This is a genomic window from Ruegeria sp. AB6 (assembly GCF_056542685.1).
Window position 1 is genome coordinate 309,597 of sequence record NZ_JBQGAD010000001.1, and the last position, 21,567, is coordinate 331,163.

Here is a 21,567-nt window from a genome sequence, read left to right on the forward strand (position 1 = left end):
CCGAGTCTCCCTATTCTGCCCGTGGATCAGAATGATGGCACCGCAGGCAGATGCAGGACTCACACACATTGGTACAAATGGCGCCGGGGGCTTCGGCCCCCATTGCCGACAAAGAACAAGAAGCGCCGCGCGTGGTTCCACGCGCGCTGAGCAATCGACAAAAGGCGGCAGTGGTCGTACGGCTTTTGTTAAATGACGGCGCGGATATCCCGCTTGAGGATCTTCCCGATGACTTGCAGGAAAAGCTGACCCACCAACTGGGGCAGATGGGTCTGGTGGACCGGGTGACGCTGGACGCTGTGGCCGCTGAATTTGCCGAAGCGCTGGACAGTGTCGGGCTTTCCTTTCCGCACGGACTTGCGGGTGCGCTGGATGCTGTGAACGGCAAAATCGCTCCGGCCACCGCCGCGCGGCTGCGCAAAGTCGCAGGGGTGCGTCAAGTCGGCGATCCCTGGCAGCGCCTGCGCGAAGTCCCGACCGAGGATCTGGCCGACATGGCGCAGGCCGAAAGTATCGAGGTCGCGGCAGTGATGCTTTCGAAGCTGGAAACCGCGAAGGCCGCGCAGCTATTGGGCCACCTGCCCGGCCCTGTGGCGCGACGGATCACCTATGCGGTGTCGAAAACCGCCAACGTCACACCCGAGGCAGTAGACCGGATCGGATGGTCGCTGGCCGCGCAACTGGATCAACGCCCGACCATGGCATTCACAGATGGCCCCGGTGCGCGCGTGGGGGCCATCCTCAACCAATCCGCCGCCTCGACCCGCGACGGGTTGCTTAGCGCTCTGGATGAGGAGGATTCGGACTTCGCCAGTGTCGTACGCCGGTCCATCTTTACATTCGCCCATGTCCCAACGCGCATCCTGCCGCGCGACGTACCCGCTATCCTTCGGGGCGTGGATCAACCGGTTCTGGTCACGGCGCTCGCCGGTGCCGAGACCGAGGATGACAAGGCAACGGTTGAATTTCTTCTGACCAACATGTCCTCGCGCATGGCCGACAATCTGCACGAGGAAATGACCGAACGCGGCAAGGTCAAACAAGCTGAGGCGGAAGAGGCCATGACCCAGATCGTTGGCGCAATCCGCGATCTGGTGGATGGCGGCGCGATAACCCTTGTCGAAGAAGAGGCCAAGGAATAACGAGACGCCTCCGTGCCCTTGTAACCCATTCAGAACGCTTGTGGTCACTCGGTCGGGGTTGTATGTCTGGCCCGGCAACGCCCGCAATAGCCGCCGAGAGCCACAGATGCCCGTAGAAAAGTCAGAACTCAGCCGGATTGAGCTTGGCAAATATTACGTGACCGGCCTGTTCCTCAGAGGGTTGATTGGCGCGATGCGCCTGCTGCCCTACGAGCGCCGCATTGCGACAATGGGCGCATTGGTCCGCATGCTTGCACCAGTGGTGGGGTTTTCGAAACGCGTGCGCGACAACCTGAAGCTGACCTGCCCCGACCTGCCCGAGGATGAAGTCAATCGCATCTGCCAGGCCGTCCCCGACAATGCTGGCCGCGCGATTATGGAACATTTCTCGCCCGAAGGGTTTACGGATCGACAGCGCCACGCAAAGGTCTCGGGTCCTGGTATCGCCGCGTTTGACGCCGCCGTGGCCGAGGGCAAGCCGGTGATGATGATCACCGCCCATTTCGGCCACTACCTAGCGGCGCGCATCGCGCTACAGGAACGCAGCGGCGAACCGATCGGTTGTCTCTATCGCCGGATGGCAAACCCCTATTTCAACGACATGTATGTCGACGCCTTTTACAAAACCGGCGCGCCGATGTTTGAACAGGGCCGCCGCGGCATGGTTGAGATGGTGCGCGCCCTGAAAAAGGGTGGGATCATCGCCATCGTATCGGACCTGCATGCCCATGGCGGCGAAGAGCTGACCTATTTCGGCAAACCCGCCGTGACCTCGGTTCTGAATGCCGAGCTTGCGATGAAGTACAAGGCGGTGCTGATCCCGTGCTATGCCGTGCGCCAGCCCAACGGTATCGACTTTGAGATCGTCCTGCACGACCCCGTCCCTCATACCGACCCCAAAACCATGACCCAGTTCACCAATGACGATCTTGAGGCGATGGTGCGCAAGAATATGGGCCAGTGGTTCTGGATTCACCGCCGCTGGAAAGCCTGGAATGGGTTGGGTGTTCAGCCGGAAGACATGGTTTAACGGGCGGTTGACCTATTTGACCCGCGCCGCGGCCACGATCGGACCATGACCTGCCTCTTGAACCAGCACAACCGCAGGAAGGTCCGAAGTCAGCGCAACCGAATATTGCTGCGCCTGGTTGCCATCCCAGGATCCAGCCCAGTGCCAGGATTCCACCACATTGGCATAGTCCAGCTCATGCCCCGCCAGTTCCCCTCGGCGGATCGAGGCATGGCGCATCGGTGAATACTCCACCACCCGAATCTCATAGGTCGCCCCTTCGGGCAGTTCGATCGGCGTGACATCCACCGTGACATCATTCGCCGCCCGTGTTGCTGTGACCGATGCCTCTGGCGCAGCTTTCAGATGGGCGTCGATGATGCGATTTAGTTCATCAGCCTTGGCGCCCACAACATCCTGCTGCCCGTTGATCACCATCTGCGGCGTATAGATCATCGACCGCCCGCCCCCACGCGCATAGGCGCGCTGCCGGGTGGTGTGATCGGGATTGGCATATTCATCTTCCCACCCGATATAGTCCCAATAGTCCACGTGCAGCGCCAAGCCGATAACGTCGTCGCGCTTGGCAAGCTCATGCATCAGCTTGTCCGCAGGGGGACAGGAAGAACACCCCTGAGACGTGAACAACTCCACAACCACCGGGTCACTTTCCGCCATCGAAGACGAGGCAAGAAACAGGGAAACAAGCGCGGTCGCAGTAACGGTTCTGATCATGGGGCTCTCGGGATTTGTGGGATGCGAGACAGGTGTACATCTATCGCCGCTCAACCGCCAATCAAGGTTTCTTGAGAGCCGCGACAGCCAGATTTCAAAAAAATGTGTGCAATGGTATACAAAAATTGCCGCAGGTGGGCTGTTGGACCTTGAACCGGCGGCTTGGGTGATGCAGATACCCCTCAGCGAATCCCATATTCCACGTCATTTGAGAGGGAGGCCACTAGATGCCCATCAAAGTCGGACAGGATACCGCCAAGACACGCCGCAGCCTGAGCGTGAATGGCAAGTCCATTTCCTATTATTCCATCCCCGCCGCACAAGAGGCCGGTCTGGGTGATTTCTCAAACCTTCCCGCCGCGCTGAAAGTGGTGCTGGAGAACATGCTGCGGTTCGAGGATAACGGTTTCTCGGTCTCGGTCGACGACATCAAGGCCTTTGCCGAATGGGGCGCCAACGGCGGTAAGAACCCGCGCGAGATCGCTTATCGCCCTGCCCGCGTTTTGATGCAGGACTTCACCGGTGTTCCGGCGGTTGTCGATCTGGCCGCAATGCGTGACGGCATCAAAGGACTGGGCGGCGACGCACAGAAGATCAACCCACTGAACCCGGTTGATCTGGTCATCGACCACTCGGTCATGATTGACGAGTTTGGCAACCCGCGCGCGTTCCAGATGAATGTGGACCGCGAGTATGAACGCAACATGGAACGCTACCAGTTCCTGAAATGGGGCCAAAACGCCTTTAACAACTTCCGCGTTGTGCCCCCCGGAACCGGCATCTGTCACCAGGTGAACCTGGAATATCTGGCCCAGACCGTCTGGACTGACACCGATCAGGACGGCAACGAAGTCGCCTACCCTGACACGCTGGTCGGCACCGACAGCCACACCACCATGGTCAACGGCATGGCCGTTCTGGGCTGGGGTGTTGGCGGGATCGAAGCCGAGGCCGCGATGCTGGGTCAGCCGATCTCGATGCTGATCCCCGAGGTTGTGGGTTTTGAGCTGACCGGCGATCTGGTCGAAGGCACCACCGGCACCGACCTGGTTCTGAAGGTCGTCGAGATGCTGCGTGAAAAAGGTGTTGTCGGCAAATTCGTCGAGTTCTACGGCGAAGGTCTGGACCGCCTGCCGCTGGCCGACCGTGCCACCATCGCCAACATGGCCCCCGAATACGGCGCAACCTGTGGCTTCTTCCCGATCGACGGCGAGACCCTGCGGTATCTGCGCAATACCGGTCGTGACGAGGACCGGATTGCTCTGGTCGAAGCCTACGCGAAAGAGAACGGCTTCTGGCGGGATGCGGACTATGCGCCGATCTACACCGACACCCTGTCGCTGGACATGGGCACCATCGTTCCTGCGATCTCGGGTCCAAAACGCCCGCAGGACTATGTTGCACTGACCGACGCCAAGGCCGCTTTCACCAAGGAAATGGAAGAGACTTTCAAGCGTCCCATGGGCAAAGAAGTCGCCGTCAACGGCGAGGACTACACCATGGAATCGGGCAAGGTTGTGATCGCCTCGATCACCTCCTGCACCAACACCTCGAACCCCTATGTGATGATCGGCGCGGGCCTTGTAGCGCGCAAAGCCGCAGCGCTGGGTTTGAACCGCAAACCGTGGGTCAAAACCTCGCTGGCTCCGGGCTCGCAGGTCGTGTCGGCCTACCTTGAGGCCGCAGGTCTGCAAGAAGATCTGGACAAGGTGGGCTTTAACCTTGTGGGTTATGGCTGCACCACCTGCATCGGTAACTCGGGTCCCATCCAAAAAGAACTGTCCGAGGCGATTGCCGAAGGCGACCTGGTCGCCACGTCGGTGCTGTCGGGCAACCGGAACTTCGAAGGACGCATCTCGCCTGACGTGCGCGCCAACTATCTGGCCTCGCCGCCGTTGGTGGTGGTCTACGCGCTGGCAGGCACCATGGATATCGACCTGACGTCCGAGCCGATTGGTCAGGATCAGGACGGTAACGACGTCTTCATGAAAGACATCTGGCCATCGGCTCAGGAAGTCGCTGAACTGGTTGAACAGACCGTTACGCGTGAGGCGTTCCAATCGAAATATGCCGACGTCTTCAAGGGCGATGAAAAGTGGCAGGGCGTGGATGTTCCGCAGCAGGAAACCTATGATTGGCCCGCGACATCGACTTACATCCAGAACCCGCCCTATTTCCAGGGCATGGGGGCCGAGCCGGGTACGATTTCGAACATCGAAGGTGCCAAGGTATTGCTGATCCTGGGTGATATGATCACCACCGACCACATCTCACCGGCCGGATCTTTTGCGACGACCACGCCTGCGGGCAAGTATCTGACCGACCGTCAGGTACAACCGCGCGAGTTCAACTCGTACGGGTCCCGCCGTGGCAACCACGAGATCATGATGCGCGGCACCTTCGCCAACATCCGTGTCAAAAACGAGATGCTGGACGGTGTCGAGGGCGGCTACACTAAAGGCCCCGATGGCGAACAGACCTCGGTTTATGAGGCATCGATGGCCTATCAGGAACAGGGTACCCCGCTGGTCGTCTTTGGGGGCGAACAGTACGGTGCGGGTTCTTCTCGTGACTGGGCGGCCAAGGGTACGGCTCTGCTGGGCGTCAAGGCCGTGATCGCTGAAAGCTTTGAGCGTATTCACCGCTCGAACCTGGTTGGTATGGGCGTCATTCCGTTTGAGTTCACCGGTGGTGACACACGCAAGTCGTTGGGCCTGAAAGGGGATGAAACGGTCTCGATCCACGGTCTGGACACAATCCAACCGTTGCAAAAGGTGCCCTGCACCATTGTCTATGGCGACGGGTCCGAGAAGACCATCAGCCTGAAGTGCCGCATCGATACCGCACCCGAGATCGAATATATCGAGAACGGTGGCGTGCTGCACTATGTGCTGCGGAACCTTGCAAAGGCCGGATGACCGGAATTTGTGCATATAGAATAAGAAAGGACGCCTGCGGGCGTCCTTTTGTTATTTGCGAGGCTCTGCCTCGCGCTCCGAGGTATTTTTGAACAGAAGAAGGGGCGGGTTTTATTTGCCTGCAGCTTTTTCCAAGGCTGGGCGGATGGTGCCTTCGATCACGCGTTGGGTGATGGGTCCGGCAAAGCGCAGGATTATGGTGCCTTCGCCGTTGATGACATAGGTCTCGGGTACGCCGTAGACGCCCCAATCGAGGCCCATTCGGCCCTGTTCGTCGCGACCGATGCCAGTGTACGGATCGCCGAGTTCGGTCAGGAAGTCTTCGGCATTGTCCAGTTGGTCTTTGTAGTTGATGCCGTAAAGCGGGATGCCTTCATCGGACAGGGCCTGAAGGTTGGGATGTTCCACTCGGCATGGGGCGCACCAGCTGGCCCAGTAATTGACCAGTTTGACATTCCCGTCGCGCAGCGTGGCGTCGTCGAAATTGGGTTTGCCTTGAAATTCGGTCAGGACGACCGGTGGCGCGGGCTGGCCTTCGCGGGCGGATGGCAACGCGTTTGGATCGTCGCGGAACATGCCGATGCCGGCCAGAACGGCAAAGGCGCCAAAGATCAGCGGTGGCGCGATCATCAGAGGCGAGATTTTAGCCATTGCGGGTCATCCGTTCTTCGAGTTTTTCCATCTCGGTCCGAACCTTGCGGCCCCGCATCACGCTGAACAGGATCAGCGCCGTCAGAAGGCCGATTGAAACCACATAGGACCACAGCACCGTGTCGGCGTATTTTCCAAGATCGGGGATCATCCGTTTACCCTTTCCCGTGCCAGCAACGCCTTGATCCGGCGCGCGCGAATTTCCGTGCCCGTGCGATACAGCACCAGCGCGATGAACAGTAGAACAAACCCGATGATGCACAGAAGCAGCGGGTAGAAATAGATGTTGCTGACTTTTTCCTCGGTATCCGCCCCGGTAATGGCAGCTGCACGCATCACCGATGCGCCTTGGTGCAGACCCTGATTCCAGAAATTCACCGCATAGCGGCTGAGGATCGCAAAAACCGAGCCCACCAGACACAGGACCGAGGTCAGGTCGGCGGCGGTGTCGGGGTCTTCGATCGCTTCCCACAGGGCGACATAGCCCAGATAAAACAGGAATAGAATTAGGAAGGAGGTCAGGCGCGGATCCCAGGCCCACCATGTGCCCCACATCGGCTGACCCCAGATCGCGCCCGTCGCCAGTGCGATCAGTGTCATCACGATGCCAATGGGAGCTGCTGCACGAGCCGCCAACGCGCTGACATGGTGGCGGCGCACAAGCCAGACCAGTGAGGTCGCCAGCATCATCAGCCAGCAATTGATCGCCATCAGCGCCGCAGGAACATGCAGGTAGATGATCTTGACGGTTGATCCCTGTTTGTAATCATCCGGCGTGAAGAAGAACCCCCAGGTCAGCCCAACCACGATGCAGGCGATGGACGTAATCCAGAAAAACGGCATCACCCGTTCGCTGGTCGCAAGGAATTTGCGCGGGTTGGCGTATTCCCAGAGGGCGTTGGCTTTGGCTGCGATAGACATGGGCCTTATCTAGTCCGAGTCGGGTTCGTTCTCAATTGACCTTGGTCAAAGTTTGAGCACGTCACCGAAGGTTGATGCGTAAAACGGCGGCGCTGGCAAAGGGCAGCAGTGCGATTGTGGCGGCGGTGATCCCCGCCAGCATGAGCAGCGGGGTCTGGGTCTCCATCCCGGTGGCGCCACGGCGGGCCACTTCAGCGCCGAAGATCAGCGTGGGCACGTAAAGCGGCAGGACCAGCAGCGACAACAGCAAACCGCCGCGTTTCAGGCCGACGGTCAGGGCTGCGCCGAAGGTGCCGATGACGCTCATGGCGGGGGTGCCGATCAGCAGCGAGATCACCAGCCACGAAAAGCCCGGCACCGGCAGATTCAGCAGCACGCCCAGAAACGGCGCGGCCAGAACCAGTGGTAGGCCTGTGGTCAGCCAGTGCGCAAGCGCCTTGATCGTAACCACGGCTTCCAGCGGCAGCGGTGCCGTGGCCAGCAGGTCGAGCGAGCCGTCCTCCCAATCCAGCGCTAACAGGCGGTCGAGCGACAGCAGGCAGGCCAGCAGTGCGCCCAGCCAAAGCACACCAGGCGCGATAGTCGAAAGCAGAGAGGATTGCGGCCCGACCGAGAATGGCACCAGCACGGTCACGATCAGGAAGAAAGCCAGCCCAAGGCCGAAGCCCCCTCCGGCGCGGAAGGCCAGTTTCAGGTCACGCAGCAGCAAGGCGATCACAGGAAGCCTCCGTCGAAATCGTCGATGGGTTTGGGTTTGGCCTTGTTGGGGCCGACATCCAGAACCTCTCCGTCAAGGCCCAGGTCTATATGAGTGGCGATCAGGGCTGATCCCCCCTGCCCCAGATGCGCGCGCACGGCGTCGGCGAACATTTTCACTGCATTCTGGTCCAGCGAGACAGTGGGTTCGTCCAGCATCCAGATCGGTCGCCCTGTAACCAGCATCCGCGCCAGCCCCAGCCGCCGTTTCTGTCCCGCCGACAGGTTGCCTGCGTGGCGGTCGGCCAGATCATTCAGAGCAAAGGCGTCCAGCGCCGGTTGTATGCCTTGCGTGCCAAAGACCGAGGCCCAGAAACTAAGATTTTCGACAACCGTCAGCGTGGGTTTCAGCCCGTCGGAATGTGAGGCATAGGCGATCTGATCCTCGGCCCCTTCGATGCGGCCATGCAGAGGGGGTTGTAACCCGGCAAGCGTACGTAGAAGGGTTGTTTTGCCGATCCCATTGGGACCGCGCAGGATCAGCGCTTTGCCTGCGGGCAATGAAAAGCTGAGCCCTTCGAGCACGGGAATGCCGCCACGGGTGATGGCCAGATCGGTCACGGTCAGTGTCATAGCGCTCGCTTAGCGGATTGTGGGGGCGGACAAAAGGTCGGAATTGACGCAGAGCTTTAGACGGAACGCGATGTGGTTGGGGTGGGAGTGAGGGGCCAGCCCCTCACGCTCCCCGGGATATTTTTGGCCAGATGAAGGGAGATCCGTCAGACCGGGAGCGCGGCAAGGGCGATGCGGCGACCTTCGGAGAGCAGTACGTTGTAGGTTCGGCAGGCGGCGGGGGAATTCATGATCTCGACCCCGATACCCGCATCTTCAAGCGTGTTACGCAGTTTGGCGGGAATATGTGCCAGCTCTGCCCCGGTGCCGATGAACAGGACGTCAATGTTGGCGGCAAGATCGAGGAGCGGTTGGGCATCCTCATAGCCCCGCCATTCCGAGGTGCCGGTTGGGCCGGTGAGAACCGCGCCGTGAAAGAGCACGCCGCCCACGCGGAAGAAACCGGGGCCGTAGCCATCGACAGGGGTGGCGTTGGTATAGGTGATCTCGTTCAGGCGCATGGGTGCGTTCTAGCCCCAAAGTGGTAGGCCCGACAAGGCCGCAACGGCAATCACCAGATACGCGGCAGCGCGGTAGAGCCTTTCGTGTTCGGGACGGAACAGTTTGCCGCCCAGCCAATTGCCGATCAGGTTTGGCACAGCTAGCAGCAACCCCAGAAGCGCGGCCATTCCGGTCACCCGCCCCATACCTGTGAGGTACCCCAGTAGCAGAAAGTCGAAGGCAAACAGGAATAGTAGAATGGTGGCGCGGATGACCGTCACTTGCAGTGGGCGGGACATGTAGAACAGTATGACCGCTGGACCAGGCAGGCCTGCCACGCCTCCAAGAAATCCTGCAGCGCAGCCGATGCCGACCACCATCGTGCGGCTGACATAGCCGTGATAGCGCAGACCTAGGATCAGGACCACCAGCATCGCGATCGACAGGAGGCTAACCGCGTACCGAAAGACATTCACGTCGACCTGCGTCAAAATCCAAAGCCCAAATGGCAGGATCAGGGCGCACCCGGCCACCAGCCGGATCAAGTCGCCCCGGTCAACCTCGCGCCACGCACGGCGCAGGTTGGGGAGCGGACCGAAGATATCCATGATGGTCAGCCCAATCAGCGCGCCGAACGGGCCCAGAAAAGGCGTTGCGATAGGCAGGAAGATCAGCGCCGTGCCAAAGCCGGAAAACCCACGCACGATGCCGCTGAGGAAGGCGGCGCATAGAATAATGGCCAGCCCTGTGGGGGACTGGCCAAAAAGATCAGGCGTCGATGTTTGCAAACTGGTTGCCCGCCGTGTTCGACGGTTTGGACCAGTCGCGTTTGACCCCCAGCCACAGCAGGATGGTCGAGGCTACGAAGACCGAAGAATACGTCCCGACGATCACGCCCCAGATCATCGCGAAGACGAAGCCACGGATGACGTCTCCGCCCAACACATAAAGCGAGATCAGCGCCAGCAGGGTTGTCACCGAGGTCATGACCGTCCGGCTGAGGGTCTCGTTGATCGAGATGTTGAGGACCTCTTTTAGGTCTTTCTTTTTGTATTTGCGCAGGTTCTCACGCACCCGGTCAAAGACAACCACCGTGTCGTTCAGCGAATAGCCCACGATGGTCAGCAGCGCAGCGATGATCGCCAGATCGAACCGGATTTGCAGTTCCGAGAAGATGCCGATGGTCAGGATTACGTCATGCACAAGCGCGGCCACCGCCCCCAGGGCAAACTGCCATTCGAACCGTAGCCAGATATAGACCAGCACGGCCCCAATCGCGAGGACAACGGCGATCACGGCGGTCTGGATCAGCTCACCCGAAACCTTGGGACCGACGGATTCAACGGACACAAATTGGATATCGGGGGCTGCCGCCTTCAATGCCTCTTCCACAGCTGTTACTGTTGCGGCCGAGACCGCTTCGGCTTCCGCCTGCGCCTGAATGCGGATCATGGCGACGTTTTCGTCCTCGCCAAAGGTCGGGTCGAAAATCTCGGTGATTGTGACATCGCCCAGTTCAAGCGGAGCGATGGCGTCGCGATAGGCACCCACGTCGATCTCTTGCGCCGATTGGGTGCGGATCGTGGTGCCGCCCCGGAAGTCGATGCCGAAATTCAGGCCCTGCAACATGAAGGACGTAAAGGCCAAGACCATCATCAAGCCGGAAATACCCAGCCAAACCTTCCAGCGGCTGAAGAAATCGAACGAGGTTTCTTGAGGGACAAGTTTCAGTCTCATGATCAAACCTCGATCGTTTTCGGGCGGCGGCGTTCGAACCAAATCACGATCATCAGGCGCGTCACGAAGATCGCGGTGAAGACCGAGGTGAGGATGCCCAGACCCAGAGTGATGGCAAAGCCCCGCACCGGTCCGCTGCCCATGGCAAACAGGATTGTCGCCGTGATGAATGTGGTGACGTTTGCGTCCAGAATTGCCGACAGTGCCTTTTCATAGCCCAGCTCAATTGCACGGGCCGGACCTCGGGCGGATTTCAGTTCCTCGCGGATACGTTCAAAGATCAGCACGTTGGCATCCACCGCCATACCGACTGTCAGCACGATCCCCGCGATCCCCGGCAAGGTCAACGTCGCCCCGATCAGTGATAACAGACCGAACAGCAGCCCGACGTTCAGGATCAGCGCGATATTGGCGAAGATACCGAACAAACCATAGCTGAGCGCCATGAAGACCAGGACGGCAACAAAGGCCACGATGGTGGCCACCTTGCCTGCGTCGATACTGTCTTGTCCCAGCTCGGGGCCGATCGTGCGTTCTTCAAGGAACTCCAGCCCCGCCGGCAGCGCACCTGCGCGCAGCAGGACGGCCAGATTGGTGCTTTCCTCAACCGTGAAATTGCCGGTGATGATGCCCGAACCACCCGGAATATGGCTTTGGATCACTGGGGCCGAGATCACTTCGTCATCAAGCACAATCGCAAAAGGCGCACCGATGTTCTCCAGCGTGTAGTCGCCGAATTTACGGGCACCGGACGTGTTAAAGCGGAAATTGACCGCAGGGCGGCCGTTCTGGTCGAACGCGGGTTGGGCGTCGACCAGTTCCTCACCCGTCACAACGGGGGCGGATTCCAGAATGTAATACACACCGTCTTCATCAAGCGAAGGGACGACCTCTTGCCCGATGCCCGGCGCGGTATCCGCATCGGTCGTGCGGCCAGCAACCGGATTGAAGGTCAGTTGCGCAGTGGTTCCGATGATCTCTTTCAGCTCACCCGCGCTGCCGATGCCAGGCACCTGGATCAGAATACGATCCGCGCCCTGGCGTTGAATGGTGGGTTCACGCGTGCCGACCTCGTCGATACGACGGCGGATGATCTCAAGCGACTGTCGAACGGTGCGATCGTCCGAGGCCAGCTTCTCGGCATCCGACAGTTGCACGACGATGGTGTCGCCTTCGGAGCGGGCTTCGATATCAGTGGCCCCTACCCCGGACAGCGTCTGCACCTGACGGGCTAGGCCACGCACGACTTCCAGTGCGCGCGCCATGCCTTCGGGCTGACTGATGCGCACCCGAATCTCATCGGGGGCCGAGTTCTGACGGCGGATGGTGCCTACGGTCGCCCGCTCATCCCGCAGCGCATCGCGGATTTCAGGCCACATGGCATCCATACGGGATTCGTAGACATCGCCGACCTTAACCTCGGCCAGCAAGTGCGCACCGCCCCGCAAGTCAAGGCCCAGATTGACCAAGGACGACGGCAGCCAATTCGGCCACTGCCCCGCTTCGGCCTGCATCTCGGGCGTGTCGATGCCAAGCTCGATCGCGGCCTTGGCATCGTTGGATTGTTCAACGCGCGTGTAAAACGCATTCGGCAGGGCCATCAGCAGGCCGGTCACGCAGACCAGCCAGATCAGAACCCGCTTCCAGGTATCAATGTGCAGCATTACCCTGCCTTTTCAAGGATTTGACGCGCGACGTTACTTCGCCGGTTCAGTCTTGTTCAGAACCTGCGCGATGGTCGATTTGACGACGCGAACCTTGACACCCTCGGCCAGTTCAACCTCGATCTCGTTCTCGCCTTCCTTGACCTTCGACACTTTGCCGATCAGGCCACCCTGCGTGACCACCTGATCACCCCGGCGCACAGCTTCGACCATGGCCTGATGTTCCTTCATCTTTTTCTGCTGAGGACGGATCAGCAGGAAATACATGATCGCAAAGATCAGAATCAGCGGGAGAAACTGGGCGATTGCGCCACCTTCCATGGGATATTCCTTTTGGTTTGGTGCTTGCGGAGGGCCCGCAAATTTTGCGAGAACCTATTCTTTGAACTGACTGTTTGCAAGGAATGGCGGTACAGGTTTTTGCACCGAAACTCAGATAATGCGCAAAGATTTGGCCAAGCGTTGCAGTTAAGTCCTAGAAACAAGCGCTTGCGTCGATATAGTTGAACCGCGGGAGGTCCAATGGCGCAGATTCATCTGAAACTGGGATTGCTACTTCAGATACTGGTCACGACCCTATGGGTTGGCCTTTGTGCAGCGCCTGCTTCTGGTCAGGAAACGGTCGAAGCCCCTGTCGAAAACGAAGAACAATCCGAGACCTTCAAAGCACCCGTTATCGTGGACGGCGATACTCTGTTTTTCTTACGTGGTTCCAGCGCACTACCAGCATCGGAACGCGCCGAAGCAGTACAGGAAAAAATAATAGAAGCGGCCGAAGCTTCGGATAGCCTCGAAGTCACAATCACTTATGAGGATACTGAACTCGGCACACGCATACTGGTCGACGGACTTTCGGTATCGGTTGTGACAGTCGCCGACGCGGAATTGGAGCAGATTGAACTTGAAGTTCTCGGTTTTCTCCATGGCGAGGCCATCGAGCAAGCTATCCTGGCCTACAGGTCCAATCGAACTGATCAAGCGCGAGTTTCCGGAGCGATAGAAGCCACCGCATGGACAATAGGCTTTGGTGTCTTTGTAGCCATCATCCTTTGGCTGCATCGCAGGATCAGACGCAAAACGCTGAAATTCGTACAACGGCATCTGAAGGACGTGGAAAACGCCACCGCAAAAAGCGTTCAAGCTGAAGCGATTGCCGCACTGGTTCGATATACCCTGAATTTCGTCCTGCTGGTGATCTTCTTTCTGGGTTTCTACTATTATTTGTCCTTCGTCCTGCTCGCCTTTGCAGAAACCCGGTACTTTGCGCAGCTTCTGCTGACTTACCTGACTGAGCCTGTTCTACTAATCTTCAAGGGCATCCTTAGTTACATACCCAACTTGATCATGCTGGGTCTAATCAGCTGGGTCACGCTTTATATCATTCGGGGCATGCGAGTGTTCTTTGACGCCGTCGAGGCCGGGTCATTCGATCTGGGGGATTTTGAAAAACACTGGGTGAGTCCAACTTTCAACATCGCACGCGTCGTCGTCATCCTGATCGCGCTGGTCTTTGCCGTTCCTTACATTCCGGGATCAGATTCCGCTGCTTTTCAAGGCTTGACCATTCTTGTAGGCGCGATGCTGTCACTAGGTGCGAACTCGGTCGTTTCGAACATGCTGGCCGGGCTGTTTGTGATTTACCGCCGCTCGACCTCAATCGGGGACCGCATTCAGATTGGCGACCACATTGGCGACGTGGTGCAGATCAAGCTGATGGAGACGCATCTGAAATCCATCAAGAACGAACTGATCTCGATCCCCAACGCGCAGTTGATGAACTCGGACGTGGTGAATTTTTCCAAGAAAACCGATGGCAGCGGGCTGTTACTGCACACCACTGTCGGCATCGGCTATGAGGAACCGCCCGAAAAGGTCGAGGCCATGCTAATCGAGGCCGCCCACCGCACTAAGGGGATCAAGGCCAAGCCGGAACCCTTTGTTTTGTGGACTGCTTTAGCCGATTACGCGATAAATTACCAGATCAACGGCTATACCACGCGGGGCAGCATCATTCCCAAAATCCGCTCGGACCTGCACCGCAATATCGTGGCCGTGTTCAACGAAAACGGCGTGCAGATCATGACGCCGTCTTATATGGCCGATCCGCCCGATCCGAAAATCCCCAGCGAAGACTGGGATGGCCATCTGGCGCATGAATCCCACGAGGGCGCGGATAAGTCGTAACCGGTGCTACACCCTGCGGTTCAGATGGTGCATAAGCGGTCTCAGTGATTCACGCATTCAAGGATCTGAGACATGCACGACATCCGCGCCATTCGCGAAAACCCCGCCGCCTTCGACGCCGCCCTTGCGCGCCGTGGGGACGCGCCGGTGTCGTCGGACCTGCTTCGGCTGGACGAAAGCCGCCGTGCGAAAATTCTGGCGGCTGAGACCGCTCAGGCCGAACAGAACAAGGCCAGCAAAGAGGTCGGCGCCGCCAAGGCGCGCGGTGATGAGGCGGAATTCGAACGCCTCCGCGCGCTGGTCGCCGAGAAAAAGGCCGAGATCGCCCAAATGCAGACCGAAGCCAAGGATCTGGACGCTCTGCTGACGGATCAACTGATCCGCATCGCCAACCTGCCGGCCGAGGATGTGCCCGAAGGTGCCGATGAGAACGACAATGTCGAGGTGAGCCGTTGGGGTACCCCGCGCGAAATGGACTTTGCCCCAAAAGAGCATTTTGAGATTGAGGCCGTTCAAAACGGCATGGATTTCGAGACCGCCGCGAAATTGTCAGGCTCGCGTTTTGTGCTGCTGTCCGGCGGCGTCGCACGCATCCACCGCGCGCTGGCGCAGTTCATGCTGGACACGCATATCAACGAGAACGACCTGACCGAGGTCAACGGCCCCGTTCTGGTTCTGTCGGAAATGATGCAGGGCACTGGTCAGCTGCCGAAATTCGGCGAAGACAGCTATCAGACGCGCGAAGGCTGGTGGCTGATCCCGACGTCCGAGGTCTCGCTGACCAATATCGTCAACGACACGCTGATCGAAGAAAGCTACCTGCCCCGCCGCTATACCGCGCATTCGCTGTGCTTCCGGTCCGAGGCCGGTTCTGCCGGCAAAGATACGCGCGGGATGCTGCGTCAGCACCAGTTCGAGAAGGTCGAGATGGTCTCCGTCACACATCCGGACAATTCCGACGACGAGCAGAAGCGCATGTTGCGCTGCGCCGAAGGGATTCTGGAAAAGCTGGGCGTGCCCTATCGCACCGTGATCCTGTGTACCGGCGATATGGGCTTTGGCGCGCGCCGCACCTATGACATCGAAGCCTGGCTGCCCGGTCAGGATACGTACCGCGAGATCAGCTCGGTCTCGACTTGTGGAGACTTTCAGGCTCGTCGCATGAACGCACGCTTTCGTCCCGAAGGCGGGGGTAAGCCGGAATATGTCCACACGCTGAACGGCTCGGGTCTGGCGGTGGGGCGTTGCCTGATTGCAGTGCTGGAAAACGGCCAGAACGCCGACGGCACCGTCACCCTGCCCAAGGTGCTGGCTCCCTATCTAGGTGGCAAGCTGACACTGCAACTGGACGGCAGCTTGGCATAAGAAAACCGGCGCGCCACAGCCGCCGGTTCGCAAATCTCAAAGGCGAGGAAGGGTTACTTCTTCGCCTTTTTCTTTTCTTTCTTCTTGTCTTTGTTCTTGTCGTCTTTTTTCTTCTTGTCCTTGGACTTGTCGTCCTTTTTGGACTTTTTGTCCTTCTTCGCCTTTGCCTTCACCTTGTCCTTGGCTTTCGAGAACACGGCCTCCATCTCGGCGCGTTTTTTGGCGGCCTTTTCCGCTTTGGCTTTGGCCTTGGCTTTTTTCCGTGCTTTGGCTGCGGCGGCATCTGCGGCTGCTTTTTCCTCGGCCGCTTTGCGGGCCGCCGCCTCAGCCGTTTTTTCGGCAGCGGCCACCGTCTTGCGCGCGACCGGTTTACGCGCCGCCGGTTTGCGCGTCGATGTTCGGCGTGCGGCTGGCTTGGTGGCAGCCGGCTTGACGGCTGGTTTGGTCGAAATCGCCTCTTTCGCTGCAGCGATCAGCAGCGGCGCACGCGCGACACCAATTCGGGGGACCTTGACCAGATCGGCAGGGCTTGCCTTGGCGATGGCTTCTGCGGTTCTAAAACCGTTTGCCGTAAGCGCTTGTCCTAACGCTTCGCCCACACCTTTAACGTCGGTCACTGAGGTCATTCCTTGTCCTTTCTGTATCTCCAAGCAGATGTATATACACTGAATATACAGATCCGCAAGCCGTATGATCCCAGACCTAACTGCTATGGGCCAAGTTGGCTGTTTGTCGTTTCTTTGGGAACGGCACCAGGCGTTTGGCGTCTTCGTCCCACAGTTTGAGGTTCAATGCCGCCACCGCTTCGGGGAACTTGATCCGCCGCGGCGTGTATTCGGGCGGTAGGTTGTAGTGACATTCCCGCAGTCGATAAGACGGAATACGCGCGTTGAAATGGTGGATGTCATGCAACGTAATGCAGGCCACCGCGTTGTCGAACCACCAACCGAAATCCAATGCGGACGACCCCTGCAAAGCCGCCAGTTTAGGGTCCAGGTCAGGACGCCGATCCCAATAGGTATCCTCAAAATTATGCTGGAGATATACAAGGAATACGCCCAGCATCCCACCCAACAAAGAGAAGACAAGCCACACCAGAATGCCGGTACTGCCCGCTATCAGGTACAGCAGCCCCAGAAACACGATGATAGACAGGTTGTGCAGAACGACACCGGTCACACCGAACCGCATCGTGTTCTTGGGCCAGCGATAACGGATGAAATAGGTGAACAATGCGCCCACTGGGACAAGGATGAACGGATTGCGGTAAAGGCGATAGAACAAACGGGTTTTCCAGTCCGCCTTAGTCCACTCGCGCACTGTCATCGTGTGAATTTCACCGGTTTCGCGATGTTCCAGGTTTCCGATTCCGGAATGGTGCAGATTGTGGTTCTGCTTCATCACTTCGAACGGGGCAAAGGTGAAAGGTGACAGCCCATGCCCGGCCCATTCATTTTGTAGACGTGTTTCGAAAAGGGAATGGTGGCCGCAATCGTGCTGCAAGACATACAGGCGCACGGCGGCAAATGCGAAAACAATCCCGGCGGGGACCATAATATACCAGCGATCCACATAAGCGATGGCCAGCGCAAGCGATGCAAAATACACCGCGAAAGTCCCAAAATAACTGAGAGCCGCCAGCCGGTTGTCCTGCACCGCATATTGTCGCGTGTATTCTCTTAGATCCATCCATCCCGCCCCTCACGATGGCCCGGTTTAATATCAATTTGAAATTAAGCGTGGAATTCTCACATGCAACCCGCACGCGCGAAAACAAATGCACGCCAGTGAATGCTAGCGTGCAGTTTGGGGCCTGTCACGCCCCTCAGCCGAAAATGCTGCGATTTGGCGCGGTTACGCGCGCCCTTTGAGATGTTTGGCCAAAGCACCGGCGTTTTTCTTACGCCGTCCTTTGTAGGGGTTCTTGTCGCCCTGGCCGCGCAATGTCAGGCGGATGGGCGTACCGGGCATGTCAAAATCCTCGCGCAAGCCATTGATCAGATAGCGGTTATAGCTTTCGGGCATCTTGTCGGGATGCGAGCACATCACCACGAAGCCCGGCGGGCGGGTCTTGGCCTGCGTCATGTAGCGAAGCTTGATTCGGCGGCCTTGCGGCGCTGGTGGCGGGTGCTGCTCCAGCATTGCGGTCAGCCAGCGGTTCAGCGCAGCCGTCGGCACGCGGCGGTTCCAAACATCATGGGCACGCAGGATGGCCGCGCGTAGCCGCTCAAGCCCGCGGCCCGTTTTTGCAGATACGGTGATCAAGGGCGCACCACGCAGTTGCGGCAGCAGACGTTCAAAGGATTCCTTGAGGTCGCGCAGTTTCTCCTGCTTGTCCTCTTCAATGTCCCATTTGTTCACCGCGATAACGACGGCCCGTCCCTCGCGCTCGGCCAGATCGGCAATACGCAGGTCTTGCTGCTCAAATGGAATTGCTGCGTCCAGCAGAACTACCACGACCTCGGCGAACTTCACCGCGCGCAACCCGTCGGAAACCGAGAGCTTTTCAAGCTTTTCCTGCACCTTGGCCTTTTTACGCATGCCTGCCGTGTCGAAAATCCGCATCGGCGTGCTGTCGCCATCCGGGTCGGCCCAGTCTACCCGAAGGCTGATCGCGTCGCGGGTGATCCCGGCCTCGGGGCCGGTTAGTAGACGATCTTCGCCCATGATCTTATTGATCAACGTAGATTTTCCCGCGTTCGGGCGACCTACAACAGCCACCTGCAACGGCTTAGCTGCGGTGATCAGAGGGGTTTCGCCCTCACCATCCTCATCCAGTTCGATATCGGTCTGGGGGGCGTCATCGACGGCCTGCTCCTCGGCTGCATCAGCCAGAGGCATCAATTGGGTATACAGGTCCGTCATCCCCTCGCCATGCTCGCCCGACAGTCGGACGGGTTCGCCAAGGCCAAGGTTATACGCCTCAAGCACACCGGCATCCGCGGCTGACCCTTCAGCCTTGTTCGCCGCAAGGATCACATGTTTCGAGCGTTTGCGCAGGATATCTGCAAAAAGCTCATCGGTCGGCGTCACGCCCACGCGTGCGTCTATCATGAACAGACAGACATCGGCCATGTCCACTGCACGTTCGGTCAGGCGACGCATCCGGCCCTGCAGGCTGTCATCGGTGGCGTCCTCAAGCCCGGCGGTATCAATCACGGTAAAACGCAGATCGGCCAGACGCCCTTCGCCCTCGCGCAGGTCGCGCGTCACGCCGGGCTGGTCGTCGACCAAGGCCAGACGTTTGCCCACAAGGCGGTTGAAAAGGGTGGATTTGCCCACATTCGGGCGCCCCACGATGGCGAGGGTCAGTGACATGACATTCAACTTTCAAGACTCAGACGCGCCCTTTAGCGCATCTTTTCGTCAACGGAAAGCGTGTAGATCACCTTTGGTCGATACGACATACAAGGTCTGCCCCGCCACGACGGGTGCAGTGGTGGCCCCGCCGGGGACCTCGACCCGGTTGACCAGCGCGCCATCGACGGGATTAAAGAAGCGCAGGTAGCCATCATTCGAGGCGATTACGATGCGCCCTCCGGCCAGAATCGGGCCGTAATGAGCCACTATGGGACCACGACGGTTGGGTTTGTCCTTTACGAAGCCTGGCAAGTCCTGCGCCCAGACTACCTGACCAGTCGCTGCGTCCAGACGGATCAGCTGGCTGCGGTCGCTGACCTGGAAAATGCTGTTGCCCGCAGGCCAAACCGTATCAATTGCGCCTTCATCGGCGGTCCACTTTCGCTCACCGGAATCCGCGTCAAAGGCCACGGTGCGGCCCGAGTGGTTCCCAATATAAATCGTGCCGCCCACCACCATCGGGCCACCGGTGACATCAACGATCTGCGCCGCCGCGCGTCCACGGCGCCCACCGGCCACCGAGGCGTTCCAGCGGCGGATGCCGCCACGACGGAACGTGGCCGACACATCGCCAGAGCCAAAGGCGAACACGGCAAATTCCTGCGCGATTACCGGAGCGGGCGCACCCAGGACGTTTCCGACGCTCGGCGTGGCTTGAATCTGCCAAGCAATCCGCCCGTCTTTGACATCCACGGCCCAGCCGGTCTCATCCCCGGCGACCAGATACAGCAAGCCGCCATTCACCAAAGGCGCGCCGCTGCCGGTGGCGTTCAACCGTTTCTGCCAGCGGGTTACGCCGGTTCTGGCATCCAGCGCGGTAAGGCGACCAAACCCAGATGACACATACAAAACACCATCAGCATAGGCCAAGCCACCGCCTGTGGCGTCCGCGTCACCATCCTGTGCAGGGATCAGATTAACGCTCCAGACAGTTGCGCCTTGTGCGGATGTCGCGGTGACGTTGGCGCCAGAGTCCAGAGTGTAGATCAAACCGCCTGCTACGACAGGCTCGGCTGTGATGCGCTGTTTGCGCGAATCCCCCTTACCGATGGAATTCGACCATACCCGTTGCGGACTCGCGCGCAATTGCGCATGCGTGGTGCGGAACGCCGCTGTGCCAGGACTTTGCGGCCAGCTTACATTAGCTTGCTGGGCCGGCAGGCTGATCGGTTTGGCTCCACGTGTCTCAACCGCCTCGGAATCCGCAGCGGGGCGGATATCCTCACGGGGGCCGACCAGGATCACCTCGGCTTCCTGACAGGCAGCCAGTACTGTCAAGGAAAGAACTGCGACCGACGCTCCGACGCGGGAAAATAGACTTGTTACCATGATGTTGCGCACTCGCCTGTCCAATATGTGTTCCGCCCCGGATTAGCCCTGCCGGGCTATCAGCGGTTCGGGTTCACCCCCAAGGGCTACAATCAGTTGCGCAGCACGCTGTTGCAGGTCAACACCGATCTCGGCATCTTGGCGCAGCGCTTGCAACCGCGCAATCGCCGCGTCGACATTGCCTTCAGCCACATCCAGCAGCGCCAACTGCTCCTCCGCAAGCAAGCGCAGCGGCGCACCCGGCGCAGCCAAGGCTTCGAATTGCTGGCGTCTGTCTGCGATGGGCAGGCTATCCGCTTGCAGCAACAAGGCTTTAAAAGCCGCAATCGCCCGGTAGATCTCAGGCAGGTCCCCCTGCACCGCAATGGTGTTCAGACTTGCAACCGCATCCGCCTCGGACCCGGCTTCAACCTGGGACGCCGACAGCAACATATTCAGGACTGCATCTCCACCCGGCGCCGCCGCCTCAACCTCCGACAGGGAAGCAGCACGTTCCGCCGAGTCGTTTAACGCCAGAGCCGCTAGAATCGAGTCGCCCAGATCCTGGGCCTGTCCGGTTGCCCGCGCCTTACGCACCTCGTTGAAGGCCGCGCCGCCGACGATCAGAACCACGGCCAGCACACCGACCCAGCCCCAGCGCCGCAGCAGCAGGTAAAGACGGTCCCGGCGGACCTCTTCGGTCACCTCATCAATGAAACTGTCGGTGTCGCTCATCCCTGCCCTCCGGGGCTGTAATCCGTGGT

At 59.2% G+C, this 21,567-nt stretch carries 21 protein-coding genes; 5 read left to right on the plus strand and 16 right to left on the minus strand.

The window, feature by feature from the left end:
- The first annotated feature begins 77 nt into the window (after positions 1 to 77).
- The gene (locus ACR0DB_RS01565) at positions 78 to 1,142 is read left to right on the plus strand and encodes a flagellar motor switch protein FliG (protein WP_480549086.1); all 1,065 of its coding nucleotides are present in this window, start codon (positions 78 to 80) and stop codon (positions 1,140 to 1,142) included.
- A gap of 106 nt (positions 1,143 to 1,248) precedes the next feature.
- Entirely contained in the window at positions 1,249 to 2,172 is a 924-nt protein-coding gene (locus ACR0DB_RS01570) for a lysophospholipid acyltransferase family protein (protein WP_480548424.1), read from the plus strand.
- Positions 2,173 to 2,184: 12 nt separating this feature from the next.
- Here the strand turns inward: ACR0DB_RS01570 and ACR0DB_RS01575 are convergent, their stop codons facing one another.
- Positions 2,185 to 2,886 (minus strand): DUF1223 domain-containing protein, encoded by a 702-nt coding sequence (locus ACR0DB_RS01575; RefSeq protein WP_480548426.1) that lies wholly within the window; start codon positions 2,884 to 2,886, stop codon positions 2,185 to 2,187.
- Between the two features lie 227 nt (positions 2,887 to 3,113).
- Between ACR0DB_RS01575 and acnA the strand changes: the two genes are divergently transcribed.
- Positions 3,114 to 5,804, plus strand: a complete 2,691-nt coding sequence (acnA, locus tag ACR0DB_RS01580) for an aconitate hydratase AcnA (RefSeq protein WP_480548428.1) — start codon at positions 3,114 to 3,116, stop codon at positions 5,802 to 5,804.
- Between the two features lie 111 nt (positions 5,805 to 5,915).
- On the opposite strand, the gene ACR0DB_RS01585 is transcribed toward acnA, so the two are convergent.
- The 10 genes from ACR0DB_RS01585 to yajC form a co-directional block, all read right to left on the minus strand.
- Positions 5,916 to 6,455: a DsbE family thiol:disulfide interchange protein gene (locus tag ACR0DB_RS01585; protein WP_170782651.1), complete on the minus strand. Its 540-nt coding sequence runs from the start codon at positions 6,453 to 6,455 to the stop codon at positions 5,916 to 5,918.
- The gene (gene ccmD, locus ACR0DB_RS01590) at positions 6,448 to 6,606 is read right to left on the minus strand and encodes a heme exporter protein CcmD (RefSeq protein WP_170770430.1); all 159 of its coding nucleotides are present in this window, start codon (positions 6,604 to 6,606) and stop codon (positions 6,448 to 6,450) included. Before ccmD ends, ACR0DB_RS01585 begins: the two co-directional genes overlap by 8 nt.
- Positions 6,603 to 7,376 (minus strand): heme ABC transporter permease, encoded by a 774-nt coding sequence (locus ACR0DB_RS01595; RefSeq protein ID WP_170782652.1) that lies wholly within the window; start codon positions 7,374 to 7,376, stop codon positions 6,603 to 6,605. Before ACR0DB_RS01595 ends, ccmD begins: the two co-directional genes overlap by 4 nt.
- A 61-nt stretch (positions 7,377 to 7,437) precedes the next feature.
- Positions 7,438 to 8,094 carry a heme exporter protein CcmB gene (gene ccmB, locus ACR0DB_RS01600; protein WP_170770426.1) on the minus strand — a complete coding sequence of 219 codons (657 nt, stop codon included), beginning with the start codon at positions 8,092 to 8,094 and terminating at the stop codon, positions 7,438 to 7,440.
- Positions 8,091 to 8,705 (minus strand): heme ABC exporter ATP-binding protein CcmA, encoded by a 615-nt coding sequence (gene ccmA, locus ACR0DB_RS01605; protein WP_170788845.1) that lies wholly within the window; start codon positions 8,703 to 8,705, stop codon positions 8,091 to 8,093. The genes ccmB and ccmA overlap by 4 nt, the downstream gene beginning before the upstream one ends.
- 146 nt (positions 8,706 to 8,851) lie before the next feature.
- Positions 8,852 to 9,205: an Mth938-like domain-containing protein gene (locus ACR0DB_RS01610; RefSeq protein ID WP_480548431.1), complete on the minus strand. Its 354-nt coding sequence runs from the start codon at positions 9,203 to 9,205 to the stop codon at positions 8,852 to 8,854.
- Between the two features lie 9 nt (positions 9,206 to 9,214).
- Entirely contained in the window at positions 9,215 to 9,973 is a 759-nt protein-coding gene (locus ACR0DB_RS01615) for a sulfite exporter TauE/SafE family protein (protein ID WP_480502586.1), read from the minus strand.
- Positions 9,954 to 10,922, minus strand: coding sequence for a protein translocase subunit SecF (secF, locus tag ACR0DB_RS01620; RefSeq protein ID WP_170782655.1), 969 nt, complete (start codon positions 10,920 to 10,922; stop codon positions 9,954 to 9,956). The genes ACR0DB_RS01615 and secF overlap by 20 nt, the downstream gene beginning before the upstream one ends.
- A gap of 2 nt (positions 10,923 to 10,924) precedes the next feature.
- Positions 10,925 to 12,586, minus strand: coding sequence for a protein translocase subunit SecD (secD, locus tag ACR0DB_RS01625; RefSeq protein ID WP_480548433.1), 1,662 nt, complete (start codon positions 12,584 to 12,586; stop codon positions 10,925 to 10,927).
- 33 nt (positions 12,587 to 12,619) lie between these two features.
- Positions 12,620 to 12,907: a preprotein translocase subunit YajC gene (gene yajC / locus ACR0DB_RS01630; protein WP_170770420.1), complete on the minus strand. Its 288-nt coding sequence runs from the start codon at positions 12,905 to 12,907 to the stop codon at positions 12,620 to 12,622.
- A gap of 201 nt (positions 12,908 to 13,108) precedes the next feature.
- On the opposite strand from yajC, the gene ACR0DB_RS01635 reads away from it, so the two are divergent.
- Both ACR0DB_RS01635 and serS read left to right on the plus strand, forming a co-directional pair.
- On the plus strand, positions 13,109 to 14,770 hold the full coding sequence (locus tag ACR0DB_RS01635; RefSeq protein WP_170770419.1) for a mechanosensitive ion channel family protein: 1,662 nt from the start codon (positions 13,109 to 13,111) through the stop codon (positions 14,768 to 14,770).
- 72 nt (positions 14,771 to 14,842) lie between these two features.
- On the plus strand, positions 14,843 to 16,135 hold the full coding sequence (gene serS, locus ACR0DB_RS01640; protein WP_480548435.1) for a serine--tRNA ligase: 1,293 nt from the start codon (positions 14,843 to 14,845) through the stop codon (positions 16,133 to 16,135).
- A gap of 53 nt (positions 16,136 to 16,188) precedes the next feature.
- Here the strand turns inward: serS and ACR0DB_RS01645 are convergent, their stop codons facing one another.
- The 5 genes from ACR0DB_RS01645 to ACR0DB_RS01665 form a co-directional block, all read right to left on the minus strand.
- Complete coding sequence (locus tag ACR0DB_RS01645) at positions 16,189 to 16,761, minus strand: helix-hairpin-helix domain-containing protein (protein WP_170770415.1); 573 nt, start codon at positions 16,759 to 16,761, stop codon at positions 16,189 to 16,191.
- Positions 16,762 to 16,837: 76 nt separating this feature from the next.
- Positions 16,838 to 17,824, minus strand: coding sequence for a fatty acid desaturase (locus ACR0DB_RS01650; RefSeq protein WP_170770413.1), 987 nt, complete (start codon positions 17,822 to 17,824; stop codon positions 16,838 to 16,840).
- A gap of 165 nt (positions 17,825 to 17,989) precedes the next feature.
- Positions 17,990 to 19,453 (minus strand): ribosome biogenesis GTPase Der, encoded by a 1,464-nt coding sequence (gene der / locus ACR0DB_RS01655; protein WP_480548438.1) that lies wholly within the window; start codon positions 19,451 to 19,453, stop codon positions 17,990 to 17,992.
- A gap of 48 nt (positions 19,454 to 19,501) precedes the next feature.
- Positions 19,502 to 20,824: a PQQ-like beta-propeller repeat protein gene (locus tag ACR0DB_RS01660; protein ID WP_480548440.1), complete on the minus strand. Its 1,323-nt coding sequence runs from the start codon at positions 20,822 to 20,824 to the stop codon at positions 19,502 to 19,504.
- 42 nt (positions 20,825 to 20,866) lie between these two features.
- Positions 20,867 to 21,538 (minus strand): hypothetical protein, encoded by a 672-nt coding sequence (locus ACR0DB_RS01665; RefSeq protein ID WP_170788856.1) that lies wholly within the window; start codon positions 21,536 to 21,538, stop codon positions 20,867 to 20,869.
- Positions 21,539 to 21,567 lie beyond the last annotated feature (29 nt).